The sequence below is a fragment of the Paraburkholderia fungorum genome (genome assembly GCF_046027605.1).
In the GTDB taxonomy this organism is placed as follows: domain Bacteria; phylum Pseudomonadota; class Gammaproteobacteria; order Burkholderiales; family Burkholderiaceae; genus Paraburkholderia; species Paraburkholderia fungorum_F.
The window spans coordinates 459879-473557 of sequence record NZ_JAQQEF010000003.1; the positions used below are offsets into that span (position 1 = coordinate 459879).

General features: G+C 62.7%; 9 protein-coding genes. 7 read left to right on the forward strand and 2 right to left on the reverse strand.

Features of this window, described 5'->3' with window-relative positions:
* Positions 1–31 precede the first annotated feature (31 nt).
* From thiC to PQR53_RS08170, 4 genes are all read left to right on the forward strand, one after another.
* Positions 32–1963 (forward strand): phosphomethylpyrimidine synthase ThiC, encoded by a 1932-nt coding sequence (gene thiC / locus PQR53_RS08155; protein ID WP_408452170.1) that lies wholly within the window; start codon positions 32–34, stop codon positions 1961–1963.
* A gap of 218 nt (positions 1964–2181) precedes the next feature.
* On the forward strand, positions 2182–2709 hold the full coding sequence (locus PQR53_RS08160) for a hypothetical protein (protein WP_408452172.1): 528 nt from the start codon (positions 2182–2184) through the stop codon (positions 2707–2709).
* 417 nt (positions 2710–3126) lie between these two features.
* Positions 3127–4725, forward strand: coding sequence for an L-lactate permease (locus tag PQR53_RS08165; RefSeq protein ID WP_408452174.1), 1599 nt, complete (start codon positions 3127–3129; stop codon positions 4723–4725).
* A gap of 464 nt (positions 4726–5189) precedes the next feature.
* Positions 5190–6116 carry a DMT family transporter gene (locus PQR53_RS08170; RefSeq protein ID WP_408452176.1) on the forward strand — a complete coding sequence of 309 codons (927 nt, stop codon included), beginning with the start codon at positions 5190–5192 and terminating at the stop codon, positions 6114–6116.
* 847 nt (positions 6117–6963) lie between these two features.
* Here the strand turns inward: PQR53_RS08170 and bamC are convergent.
* Complete coding sequence (gene bamC / locus PQR53_RS08175) at positions 6964–8196, reverse strand: NlpB/DapX family lipoprotein (RefSeq protein ID WP_408452178.1); 1233 nt, start codon at positions 8194–8196, stop codon at positions 6964–6966.
* A gap of 460 nt (positions 8197–8656) precedes the next feature.
* Here bamC and PQR53_RS08180 point away from each other — a divergent pair, with 460 nt between their 5' ends.
* The 3 genes from PQR53_RS08180 to PQR53_RS08190 all read left to right on the forward strand — a co-directional run bounded on the left by PQR53_RS08180 (position 8657) and on the right by PQR53_RS08190 (position 12630).
* A complete protein-coding gene (locus tag PQR53_RS08180) occupies positions 8657–9121 on the forward strand; it encodes a DUF2844 domain-containing protein (RefSeq protein ID WP_408452180.1) in 465 nt (154 codons plus the stop codon).
* 54 nt (positions 9122–9175) lie between these two features.
* Positions 9176–10459, forward strand: a complete 1284-nt coding sequence (locus PQR53_RS08185) for a DUF3443 domain-containing protein (RefSeq protein ID WP_408452182.1) — start codon at positions 9176–9178, stop codon at positions 10457–10459.
* 299 nt (positions 10460–10758) lie between these two features.
* Positions 10759–12630, forward strand: coding sequence for a glycosyl transferase family 1 (locus PQR53_RS08190; RefSeq protein ID WP_408452184.1), 1872 nt, complete (start codon positions 10759–10761; stop codon positions 12628–12630).
* Positions 12631–12962: 332 nt separating this feature from the next.
* On the opposite strand, the gene PQR53_RS08195 is transcribed toward PQR53_RS08190, so the two are convergent.
* Positions 12963–13532, reverse strand: a complete 570-nt coding sequence (locus PQR53_RS08195; protein ID WP_408452185.1) for a hypothetical protein — start codon at positions 13530–13532, stop codon at positions 12963–12965.
* Positions 13533–13679: the final 147 nt, after the last annotated feature.

Here is a 13679-nt window from a genome sequence, read left to right on the forward strand (position 1 = left end):
GCGCCAACTCCGGTCGACAGAGGAGATCCGCATGAACGCCAATCCGAAGTTCCTTTCCGCCGACGCCCACGTCGACGCCGCCGCTGTCGCCCCCCTGCCGAATTCCCGCAAGGTCTACGTGACCGGCTCGCGAGCCGATATCCGCGTGCCGATGCGCGAAGTCTCCCAAGCCGACACGCCGGATAGCTTCGGCGGCGAGAAGAATCCGCCGGTCTTCGTCTACGATACGTCGGGCCCGTACTCCGATCCGGAAGCCAAAATCGACATCCGCGCCGGCCTGCCCGCGCTGCGTCAAGCCTGGATCGAAGAACGCGGCGACACCGAAGCGCTGACGGGTCTGTCGAGCGACTTCAGCCGCGAACGCGCCGCCGATACCGCGACTGCCGATTTGCGCTTCAAGGGCCTGCACCGCACGCCGCGCCGCGCAATTGCCGGCAAGAACGTCTCGCAGATGCACTACGCGCGTCGCGGCATCATCACGCCGGAAATGGAATACATCGCGATTCGCGAGAACCAGCAGCGCGCCGCGTACCTGGAAAGCCTGAAGACGAGCGGCCCGAACGGCGAAAAACTCGCCGCGATGATGGGCCGCCAACACCCGGGCCAGGCGTTCGGCGCAAGCGCATTCGGTCCCGACGGCCTGAAGGAAATCACGGCGGAATTCGTGCGCGAAGAAGTTGCACGCGGCCGCGCGATCATCCCGAACAACATCAACCATCCGGAAAGCGAGCCGATGATCATCGGCCGTAACTTCCTCGTGAAGGTGAATGCGAACATCGGCAACTCGGCGGTGACCTCGTCGATCGGCGAGGAAGTCGACAAGATGACGTGGGCGATCCGCTGGGGCGGCGACACGGTGATGGATCTCTCCACCGGCAAGCACATCCACGAAACGCGCGAGTGGATCATCCGCAACAGCCCGGTGCCGATCGGCACGGTGCCGATTTATCAGGCGCTGGAAAAGGTCAACGGCAAGGCCGAAGACCTGACGTGGGAAATCTTCCGCGACACGCTGATCGAACAGGCCGAGCAAGGCGTCGACTACTTCACGATCCACGCGGGCGTGCGTCTGCAATACGTGCCGCTGACGGCAAAACGCATGACGGGTATCGTCTCGCGCGGCGGCTCGATCATGGCGAAGTGGTGCCTCGCTCACCACAAGGAAAGCTTCCTGTACGAGCACTTCGAAGACATCTGCGAAATCATGAAGGCTTATGACGTGGCCTTCTCGCTCGGCGACGGCCTGCGTCCCGGCTCGATCTACGATGCGAACGACGAAGCACAACTCGGCGAACTGAAGACGTTGGGCGAGCTGACGCAAATCGCGTGGAAGCACGACGTGCAGACCATGATCGAAGGCCCCGGCCACGTGCCGATGCAACTGATCAAGGAAAACATGGACCTGCAACTGGAATGGTGCGACGAAGCGCCCTTCTACACGCTCGGACCGTTGACCACCGACATCGCACCCGGCTACGACCACATCACCTCGGGCATTGGCGCCGCCATGATCGGCTGGTTCGGCACGGCGATGCTCTGCTACGTCACGCCGAAGGAGCACCTTGGGCTTCCGAACAAGGACGACGTCAAGACAGGCATCATCACTTACAAGCTCGCCGCGCACGCCGCCGACCTGGCAAAGGGTCATCCGGGGGCGCAGGTGCGTGACAATGCGTTGTCGAAGGCACGCTTCGAATTTCGTTGGGAAGACCAGTTCAATCTCGGTCTCGACCCGGACAAGGCGCGCGAATTCCACGACGAGACACTGCCGAAGGATTCGGCCAAGGTCGCGCACTTCTGTTCGATGTGCGGCCCGCACTTCTGCTCGATGAAGATCACCCAGGACGTGCGCGAATTCGCGGCACAACAAGGCGTCACCGACGACGAAGCGCTGAAGAAAGGCATGGAAGTGAAGTCGATCGAGTTCATGAAGAAAGGCGCCGAGATTTATCAGCGGCAGTAAGGGGCGGATTGCGGGCGCAGCAGCCCAGGACGCCCGTCAGTGACGGGCGTGTGGCCGGCGGACGAAAGCAACCCCGGCCACACCTGTTGCTCCGCAAAACAGTCTGCAATGAGGTGAAATAAGCCGTTACGGTTTTGCAATCCTGTTGGCGCCACGGCGGCGTAAGCTCAAGCCATGACGCCCCGAATGGCGGCGTCCGATTAAAACAGGAGCGCGTCATGAAGTCCCGTCTCATCAACCCGGCTAGCGCGATCAGCACGCGGCTGCCGCGTCGATTCTCACGTTTCCCACGTATTTCACAAACGGGCCTGGCGCTCGCCGGCGCGGTCTGCATGCTGACGTTGTCCGGCTGCTATTACCCTTACGGCTACTATCCGGCCGGATACTACCCGTATTACGCCACGGTCCCGGCAGGCGCGGCACAACAGGACGTGCAGGTCGGGCCACCCGATGCGCAGGCGGCGCAGGCCGCGCAACAGGCGCAGCAGCAGTCTTCAGCGCAGCAGGCGCAGAACGCCCAGCAGGGCCCGCCGCCCACGTATGCGGTTGCGGCCCCGCCCCCCGTCTATATGGCGCCGGCTTATCCCGCCTACTATCCGCCGCCGGTGTATCCCGCTTACTACGGGTATCCGGGCTGGTACGGGCCGTCCGTCTCCATCGGCTTCGGCTTCGGCGGCTATTGCTGCGGCCACGGCGGGTGGGGTGGACATGGCGGATGGGGTGGTGGCCACGGCCACTATCACTGAGTCTCGCAGCCGGATCTCGCTGACCGGCTTCGAGCGTCCCGTGCCCGTATTTGTCGGGACACGGGACCGGTCCATGCCGGATAACGCGCGCGTCCCGCCTTGTGCCAACGCCGGCCAGCCCGCCAGCATGGCCCTTGCCGCGCCGAGTCGGCCTCACGTGCATCGTGGCGCGAGCAACGCGGGCCGTTCGCCTCAACGATTCACTGTCGCCCTTTCTCCTCGCGCCCGTAGTTTCCCCTCTTGACGCCTGACGCCCGGGCCCTATGCTTTGGGAAGCCACATGCATGCAGTACCTGTTTAGATAAGCGCTCCGGCACGTCTTCGCCGCGCCAATAGCGCCCATCCGTCCTACCAGAGCGACGCGCCCGCAGTGCGTAGTCCCGCGCCGAGTTCGAACAACAACGAAGGAGACGCTGGATGTTTCACCAACTACTCACTCCCGTCGGCAATTCGCTCTTGCCGTCATTCCTGGTTGCCGCGCTACCGATCATCGTCGTCCTGCTGCTGCTCGGCTGGGCGCGCCGCCCCGCCTGGCAGGCTTCGCTCGCGGGGCTGATCGTCGGCCTGATCGTGGCCATCTTCGTGTGGCAGTTTCCGGTGGGGCTCGCGGTCAATTCCGTGGTCGCCGGCGCGGTCTTCGCCTGCTGGCCGGTGATGTGGATCGTGTTCGCGGCCATCCTGCTCTACAACATCTCGCAGCGCTCGGGCCGCTTCGCGGCCTTTCGCATGTGGATGATCGACAACCTGCCGAACGACCGGCGCGTCGTGCTGGTCGTGATCGGCTTTTCGTTCGGCGCGTTGCTCGAAGGGATTTCCGGCTTCGGCACGCCGGTCGCGATCACCAGCTCGCTGCTGATCCTGCTCGGCTTCCCAACCCTCGAAGCACTCACCTTCACGCTGATCTTCAATACCGCACCGGTTGCGTTCGGCGCGCTCGGCGTGCCGATCACCGTACTCGGCGCGGTCACGCACCTGCCGGCCGATTCGCTCGCCAAGATGGTGGGCCGCCAGTTACCGTTCTTCGCCTTCCTGCTGCCGTTTTACGTGATCGGGGTGTATGCGGGTTTTCGCAACATGCTGCGCGTATGGCCGGTGCTGCTGGTGTCCGGTGCGAGTTTCGCGCTGACGCAGTTCGTCGCGTCGAACTACGTGAACTACAGCCTGACCGATGTGTTGTCGTCGATGGTGTCGCTGATCCTCACCATTGCGTTTCTACGCGTCTGGAAACCCGCCGCCGATCCGAAATTCGCGGTCAACATCGACCGCGTCGGCGAGGTGCGCGGCAAGATCGGCGGCGCCCAGGGCTGGTATCCGTGGATCATCGTTTCGGTGGTCGTGATCGTGTGGACCGTCGCGAAGGTTTTCCTGATCGGCGACGTCAAGGTGCTGTGGCCGGGGCTCGACAAGGCCGTGTTCATCACGCTGTACAACACGCCGTACGGCGCGGTATGGGACTTCCAGCCGCTCGCGACCGGCACGGCGATTCTGGTGGCCGCGATCATCACCTCGCTGATGGTGAAACTGAGCGCACGTGAATTCGGCGCGGCCATCGCCGACACGTGGGTCCAGACGCGCATCGCCATTCTGACGGTGGCGACCATCGTCGGCCTCGCGTATCTGATGAACTACTCGGGGCTCACCTACACGCTCGGGCTCGGTGTCGCGTCGGTCGGACCGTTCTTTCCGCTGGTGTCGGCATTCCTCGGCTGGGTCGCGGTGTTCCTGTCCGGCAGTGACACGTCGGGCAACGCGCTGTTCGGTAACCTGCAGGTGGTGGCGGCCAATCAGTTGAACCTGAACCCGATCCTGATGGCGGCGACCAATTCGTCGGGCGGCGTGATGGGCAAGATGATCTCGCCGCAAAACATCTCGACCGGCGTGGCGACCACCGAACTCAAAGGCAAGGAAGGCGTCGTGTTCGCCAAGACCTTCAAGCACTCGATTCTGTTGACAGTGATCCTCGGCGTACTGGTCTGGGTGCAGCAGAACTTCCTGCAGGGAATGATTCCGCATTGAGGTGTGGCTGGCTAGTTGGCATCCGCATGAGTGAACCGGCGGGCGTGCTCTTCCCAATGCACGCCCGTTTCTTTTGATGGCCTGCATTCGCCTCGCCGGAGCCGCCGAGGCGGCGTTGCGTTACCCGCCTGAGCCAGTGTGGAGGCCGGCTCTGCTCGCGCCAGTCGCACTGCCGTCAACTTCCCCGCGCTACTGTTTTTCGCAAAATAACTCACATTTTTTTATACGACCATCTCACGGGCCCTTTATCTTGCCCTTCATCGCGTCAATCCCATCGTAATTTTTCTCACATCAGCGTGAGAATTGCTCGTTTTGCGACCCACCTGCCCGCGCTTACGATGACGACTAAAGGACGTCCTTCATCTCCGGAATCTTGCCGTTTCATTCCAGGCTGAAACGTTTCGCGCAATCGCGCTGCTACGATGCGCACACGTCTCGACTCAACCGCGCGCGGCGCCACGACAATGAATGCCAAAAACCTGTTGCAGTTGCTGATCCTGGCCGCCCTATGGGGCGCCTCGTTTCTGTTTATCCGCGTCGGCGTGACCGACTTCGGCGTCGCGCCGCTGATGGCGCTGCGTGTCGGCATCGGCGCGATCTTCCTCGCCGTCGTCCTGATCGCGCGACGGCCGCTGCATCAATCCGCGACGATCCTGCGCACGCGCGCTTTTCCGCTGCTGGTGGTCGGCATCCTGAATTCGGCTGCGCCCTTCTGCCTGTTCGCCTATGCCGAATTGACACTGTCGGCCGGCGTGACGTCCGTGATCAATGCGACCACGCCGCTGTGGGGCGCGCTCGTCGCGTTCCTGTGGTTGCGCGACCGCCTGAGCGCGCTGCGCACGCTCGGTCTCGTGATCGGCTTTCTCGGCGTCCTGATGCTGGTATGGGACCAGATCGCCACACCGGACGGCTCGGCCGCCACGCCGCTCTCCACCGCGCTCGCGGCCGCCGCCGCGCTCGGCGCCACGCTGCTCTATGGCATTGCCGCCAATTACACGAAGCGTCACCTGACCGGCGTCGACGCATTGACTGTCGCGACCGGCACGATGACTGGCGCCACCATCGTGCTGCTGCCGCTCGCCGTGATCTACTGGCCGGCTGCGCCGATCTCGCCGCACGCGTGGGGCGCGGTGATTGCGCTGGGTGTTGCCTGTACCGGCGTCGCCTACATGCTGTTCTTCCATCTGATTGCGGTAGCCGGGCCGGCGCGCGCGATTACGGTGACTTTCGTGATTCCGATCTTCGGCATTCTGTGGGGTGCGTTGTTTCTCAGCGAAACCGTGTCGCCGGGCATGCTAGAAGGCTGCGGCGTGATTCTCGTCGGCACCGCGCTGGCCACCGGCGTGGTCAAACGTCTGCCCTGGGTCGGGTCGCGCCGCGCCGACACCTGAAAGCTGCCGGCCGGCAGCCCGCCTGCCGCTCGCCGCGTCTGCGGCATGGCAAGCCATCTTGCGCACCCAAAAAAATAGCCCGCACTCCAATGGAGTGCGGGCGAAACCGTCGCCCTACGAGGATAGGCGACGGGGCCACCGAAGCCGCGCGCCACGCGCGCAGGCCATCATCGGGCTTAGCACCGGTTCGTTCGCCGATGCTGGTATGGAATGATCTGGGAACGCCGCCTGGAAACTCACCGCACGTCACGTCGGATGTTACGAATCCGGCCCCATGAGTCTTTAAAAGCAGCTTGCATGCCAGTCGTGCAATTTGACGAAAAACTGATCGCAAATCGTTGATTGTTATTGTAATTTTTCTACGAAAGGAGATTGGCAGTTGCGCCGGAAGGAAGTTTGGCGAGTTACGTCACCGGGGTAACGTCACGTTACATGCGGCCGCGCTGGGAGCGGCCGCAAGCTCTCGCGGCAGGCCTTTGAACAGGTTAAACAGCGGATCGAACATTAATGCATCGGCCATTTCGGGCGATGCGCAGGCGTATGCCGGACCCTCAGTCCCGTTGGCCGCCGCGTCTCGCGCTGCCCCAATGCTGCGCCACATACGAGCGCGAGGACGAGCAAGCTCGCCGCCCACATCCAATAAGGGATTACGTCGAACATGGCCATCTCCCGTTGAGCGCCGATTCATACTGGTGTTTAGACATAAGCAAAACACGTGCGCGGTACGACGACGGTCCTCATGGCTTGCGGGCGCCGTGGCAAGGGATGAAACGGACGTAAAAAAACCCGCCCGGATTGCCTTCCGGGCGGGTTTTCTGACAACAATCGCTGCTTGCTACAACCTCGTTCAGTGCAACTGGTCGCCCATCAGACTCATGATCTGCTTGGCCTGCGAGCTCTGATCAATCCCACCCTTGTCGTCGACCACTGCCACACGGGTCTGGTTAGGCGTCACCGCGCGCACGTTCACGAGATACTGCTTGGCGACCTTTTCCTTCTTGCCGTGGAACACCTGGCTCCAGAAGCCCTGCTCTGCCGACGTCAAGTCCTTCGGATCGACGTAACGCACGAAGTACAAACCGCGCGTCGCATCGCGATCGTCGACGGTGAAGTTGCTGCGGTCGAGCGCGAGGCCCACGCGCAACCACGCACGGTCGTACGGCTCGCCAAGCGTGAGCTCGGTGGACGAGAGCTGTGCAGATGTAGTGTTGGCCGACTCATCCGGCGTGGGCGATTGCGCCGACAGCGCCACATTTTGCGCCGCCGTGGCCGCAGCCGCCGACTTCGCACCCGACGTAGCCGCGTTCGGCGCCACTTGCGCACCCGCCGGCGAGAGCTCGGCGCTTTGCGTATCGGCGGGTTTCGCGCGTGAATCGGCCAGCGCCAGCGCTGCCATCAAGCGCTTCAGATATTCCTGCTCAAGACCCGGATCGTTCGGCTTGGCTTGCCACTGGGTCGAATCGTTGTTCGTGCCGGTGATGGCCTCGCGCATGCCCTTCTGGCTGATGAACACATAGGTGCCGCCGTTCGGCGCCGTTTCGAGCCGCGTGCGGTACTTGTTGCGCTCAGAACTCACATAGCTGGTGCCCATTGCCTTGGACAGCGTGTTGCGGATCAGGCCGTCGTTGATCTGTGCGTGCGTTTCGTTCCAGTCGGTTTCCATCACGCCCTTGTCGCGCTGGTCGACCACCAGCAGGAAGCCCTGTTCCTGCCAGAAACGGCGGATTTGCGCCCATGCCTGGTCGGGCGCCTTGTTGTCGATCACGAGCCAGCTTTCCGTACCGTCGCGCTGGATGTGCATGCCGCTCACCTGCGGCACCACTGTCAGGGTGTTGGCGGCCGGGGCTTGCGCCTGGACCTGCTGGAGCGTGGACAGCGAGGTTTCGCCGCCTTGCGGGGGCAACGAACGCTGATCGGACGTCTCATCGATCATGTTCGGCGGTACGGCAAGTGACACTTGCTTCGACTTCGAGTCGCTTTTGTAGTCGATTTTGGTCGGCGACGAGGTGCCGCAGCCGGCGACCAGACCGCCTGCCATCAGCATTACTGCAAACCGCTTGGTAAGACGAAGATCAGTCATGTTCGGGGAATCCTTCCGCTACGCCACGGCAAGTTTCCGTGGATCAACCCAACATTTTACCGATCCCGGCGAGACATGTGCAAAAACTGGGGTTTGCCCGTCCATTGAGCAGCCCGCGGCCGGCAAAACGCGCGGTGCGCCGACCGGGTGTGGAAGCCGCTGAATCGGCCTGGTCCAGCGAACCTCTCTTCGCAAAAAGAAGCCCCGCTCCGTTGCAGCGATCGCCGTCACTAGCCGCCAATTTAACAATCCACAACACTTCCCAATCGATAGTGAGGGATGCCCTACTTCATTGTCAGATCATTGTTTTAAAAGGCACTTCCCGCCTGGATCACACGCTATTTTCGAGATTACCCGAAGCGCCGAACGCCGCACCTGACAACAATCAGGAAACCTGAGTGTTATCTTGAATTGGACATCTCAATAACGATTGAATGCGCCAACCGCGAGCCAGGTAGCCATGCCAAATTCTTCTTTTCCATCCGTCATCGCTGCCTCGGCAACGGTGGCTGTATTGCTGGGCGCCAGCCCTGCCGTCCGTGCCGAATTGGGCGGCACGATGCCCAACCAGGCGGATTCAACGACCGCGGCGCCGCAAACCCTGCTGAACGGCGCCTTACGATTGCGCACGCTGACCGATGCCGGCAATACCACCATCAACGAGTACGCGACCAATACCGGCCAGATCATCGCCTACACGTGGGACGGCCCGACCATGCCGGATCTGCGCGCGTTGCTCGGCAAGTACGCCGACTCCTACCGGACGGGCGCCATCGCATCGGCGCCGGACGGCAATCTGCATGCCTCGCGAGTGGTCCGCCCGGACGTGATCGTGGAATCTGGCGGCCCGATGCGCGCCTACACGGGACGCGCGTGGCTGCCGGCGGCCTTGCCGCCAGGCGTCACGGCCGCCGACTTTCGCTAACGCCGCGCGCAAGCCCTTCCGAAAACGCCTTGACGATCGATTGCCGACATCATCATGAAGACTCCCTCTCGTTTCCATGCCCTGCTCCTCGTCTGCGCGGCACTCGTCACCGGTTGCGGCGGGGGCGGCAGCGACGGCACCGCTTCTTCTCAGGCAGGCGCGGCCAGCCCGGCCAGCAGCCCGGGCGCGGCGGGCTCGTCTGGCGCCAGTGCGCCATCCGCAGGCGGCGTCTCCAGCACGGCCACGTCCGTGCCGCAATCGACCACGCCGAACGTCCAGCCGATCACGGTCAGCGCCGTGCCGGGTCTGACGCGCAACATTCTCACGACGAGCGTCACTGTCTGCCAGCCCGGCACCAGCAACTGCGCGACGATCGACAATATTCAGGTCGACACCGGCTCGCACGGCTTGCGGATTCTCGCTTCCGCGTTGCCGCCCAGCCTCAGGCTCGCAGCGGTGGGTTCGGGCAGCGGCGTGACCGGACAGTGCTCCGTATTCGGCAGCGGCTATACATGGGGCTCCGTGCGTAGCGCGGACGTGCGGATGGCCGGCCAACTGGCCGCCTCGATTCCGATCCAGCTGATCGCCGACCCTGCGCTGCCCAATGTGCCAACTGACTGCGCTAGCTCCGGCCCGTCGATGCTGACCGGCTCGCAACTGTATGCCAACGGCATTCTCGGCGTCGGCCTGTTCGCAGCCGACTGCGGCAGCGCTTGCGTCACTTCGCCTCTGCCACGCTGGTACTACAGCTGCAACGCCGGCGGCGCTTGCCTTGCGAGTACGCAGGCGCTTGCGCAGCAGGTGACCAATCCGGTCAGCCGCTTCGCGCTCGACAACAACGGCGTGGTGATCGACCTGCCGGCCATCGCCGATGCGGGCGCGGCAAGCGTGTCAGGCTCGATGATCTTCGGCATTGGCACCCAGGCGAACAATACGCTCGACGGCGCAAGCGTGGTCAAGGCGAACACGCAGACAGGTTACGTGGTGACCAGCAGCGCGGGTCAGACTTATGCGCAAAGCTACATCGACAGCGGCTCGAATGGCTTGTTCTTCAGCAGTAGTCAATTCCCGCAATGCGGTTACTGGTATTGCCCGGGGGCGACGCAAACAGCGAGTGCCACGATCACCGGTGTCGACGGCGTGGCGAACACGGTTTCGTTTGAGATCGGTAATTCGCGCGCGCTGTTCGCGTCGCCGAATAACGCGTTCGACAATCTGGCAGGGGTTGTCAGCAATGGCTTCGGCTGGGGCCTGCCGTTCTTTTTCGGACGGCGCGTCTATACGGCGATCGCGTCGCGCGCGACCTCGGCCGGCCCGGGTCCGTACTACGCGTTCTGAGGGCTCAATACCCGAGGACCCATCTTGCGAAATGTTGGCTATTCGGGATTTCCGCGGGCCGCCTGCACAACGGCGAGGGACGGGTTTGATTGAGCACCTGAGCAGACCCTTCCTGTCATTGCAGAACTCCCGCACTCACACACACAACAAATCCCTCAGACCGATCAGATTTTCCCGCACGGAATTTTCCTAAATCCCCATCCCAGACTTATTTGATACGCGCTGACTGCAATAATCATCGTTTCCGGCTAGCGTCGTCTCGATATCGTTAGTCTTGCATATCTAACAAGAGTCAAACGATGGAAGTCACCTTTTCGCTCGACCATTTCGAGCAGCTGGTTTATACGCAACAGCATGTTCAGGCCTCGGTCCAACTCCTTGCCGCACTCGCACTCCTCCAACACACGCGTGGCGAACTGGACGCAAGCTTCCAGGCGTCAGGCATGACTGACCTGACTCCCCAGGAGCAACGCCAGCGTTTTTGCACACGCCTGACGAGCGCCGTGTCAACGTTGTTCGCCGACCCGGACTTCCGGCCGCCCACCGAGTGCTTCAAGCTGTTTCTCACACTGCATGAATGGATCGGCGTGCTGTTCTCAGCCACGGCGTCAGGCAATGCGGACCATGTCGCCCGTTATCTGAATCCGCGCGGCCCGGCGGATGCGCAATTCCTGCCGGGGGATAGCTTCATCGAGAAGCTATGCGTGCTCTATTCGACCGAGTCGGAACTGGAACTCGACTTCGCCGCGCTCTGGGCGTACGACAAAACCATCGCGGCCTGTCTTGCCCTCGTTTTGCTGGCACCGGTGTTCAAGGGTTCGCCGAGCGCGCATCTCAAACGCGAGGCGCTGCTGGAATGGCTGCCCGGCAAGCTGCAACAAATCGGCGAACTCGACGACCTGCCCTCGGCCGTCCTGCACAACGCCTATATGTTCTGCAGCTATGCCGATACGCCGCGGCGGCATGCGATCAAACAGGACATCAATGTGCTGGTGCGTCGCAAGCTGGAACGACTCGGCCTGACCGATCTGCCCGCGCCAACACGCACGCCGGCCGAAGGCAAACCGCGGCGCGGCAGGAAGCCCGTAATGGCAGTCGTGCTGGAGTGGTTCAGCGGCGCGCATTCGATCTACCGCACGCACTCGCGCACGCTCGAAGCCGCGCGCGAGCATTTCGAAGTGGTGGGCTTCGGCTTCGGTTACGCCGTCGACGACGTGGGGCGGAATATCTTCGACCGCTTCATCGAACTGGAGCAGCCGGACTACATCGGCGAGTGCCTGAAGACGATTCGTGACTTCGCCGAGGCCGAGCAACCCGATGTGTTGTACATGCCGAGCGTCGGCATGTTCGTGCTGACGGTGTTCATGTCCAACCTGCGCGTCGCGCCGCTGCAGATCGCGGCGCTCGGCCATCCCGCCACCACGCATTCCGACAAGATCGACTACATCAGCGTCGAGGAGGATTATGTCGGCGACCCGGCCTGCTTCAGCGAGCCACTGATGAAGCTGCCAAAAGACGGGCAACCGTACCGCCCGTCGGTCGCGCTGCCGGACATCGTCGCGCGGATTCCGCCGCCGCGCGAGACGCTGCAGGTCGTCATCACTGCCAGCGCGATGAAGCTCAATCCCGGCTTTCTTGATGCATGCCGCGCAATCGGCGAGCGGGCCGCGACGCCTGTTGAGTTTCACTTCATGAGCGGTGTGCCGTCAGGTTTGCCGCTCGACCATCTGCGCGACGTCATCGCGCGTACGCTGCCGGGCGCCGTCGTTCACGGCTTTCACGACTACGCCGCGTATCTGGCGCGCGTCAACCAGTCCGACCTGTTCCTCAGCCCGTTTCCGTTCGGCAACACCAACGGTGTTGTCGATGCCTTGACGCTCGGCTTGCCTGGTGTCTGCAAGCGCGGTCCAGAGGTGTTCGAGCAAATCGACGGCGCGCTGTTCGAGCGCGCGGGCATGCCGTCGTGGATCACTACCGACAGCGTCGAGGCTTATATCACCGCAGCCGTGCGGATGATAGACCAGCACGACGAGCGCACGGCGCTGCGGCAACGCCTGATCGATACGCAGGCGGTGCAGCGCTGCTTCGAAGGGCGGCCGCAAGCCTTCGGCGAAAGTGTGTTGAAGCTGCTGCGTGACAACAAAAGCCGCCACGCGAACGGGGTGGGTTGAGGGACGGCTTGGAGGGCGGATTGAGTTGGCCGGATCATGCGTGGCCGTTGAGCACGCCCGCAGTACTCAGCGGGATGCTGACCGGCGGCAACAGGCGCGACAGAAATTCAGACTGCTGACCAACCCCACGTTTTTCGGAGCGTGGGGTTTTGTTTTTCAGGCCGGGCAGATCGCTGTGTGAAGCGCGAGCTTGGGGGCAGGCAGAGCCAGGCAACGGGTGTTCAGCGGCTTCGCTGGCTTCATTGGTTGGCTTTATTGGCTCGCTTCACTGGCTCGCTTCAATTGGCTGGCGTCAGTGGCTAGCTTCATTGGCTAACTTCAATGGGCTCGCTTCACTGGCTGGCTTCACTGGCTGGCTTGATGAGCGTTGCAGGCGCCAGCCAGTTGAATGCGCCGAGTGTCGAGCCGTGAAATGTGCATTCGGCGGCGGCCGCCGTGGTGGTCTTCTTTGGTTTGGCGGATTTGAGCGAGGTAGTTTCAGTTCCTGACGCGGCGGCGCTCGCCGAAGCGGCCGCTGCACCCGAGGCCGCTCCAGCCGCCTCGCCGGAGGGTGCCGCACCGTCCGAAGCAGAGGAAGCCGCCGGCACCGCAGAAGCCGCGGACGCCGTGCGCGCACCCGAAGCCGCGCGAGGCGCATTCGCCAGTTTCGCGGCGGAAGCTGCCGCGGATGCCGCGGCTTCTCGAGCCGTCACCACATGCTCGATCGATCCTTCGACGACTACCCGGGAGCCGTCGATGCCGGTTCCCGTATGGGTAATCTTCAGCGTATCCGGCGACGTTTCAGCCAGCTTGCTTCGCATCAACTGCTCGCATGCATCCGAGTTCTTATAGACGGCCGTGCAGCCCGCCAGCAGTGCGGCAGCGGTCGTGACACAGGCGATAGAGAGAATCCGAATCTTCATTGATGTTCCGTTTTTCAAGCCGTCGGCAATTGTAGCTTACGTGCTGATGGGCCGGCAGCGAGGCCCTCGGAAGCGGCACAGGAACGGGGCTTTGGCTTTGGCTTTGGCTTTGGCTTTGGCTTTGGCTTTGGCTTTGGCTTTGGCTTT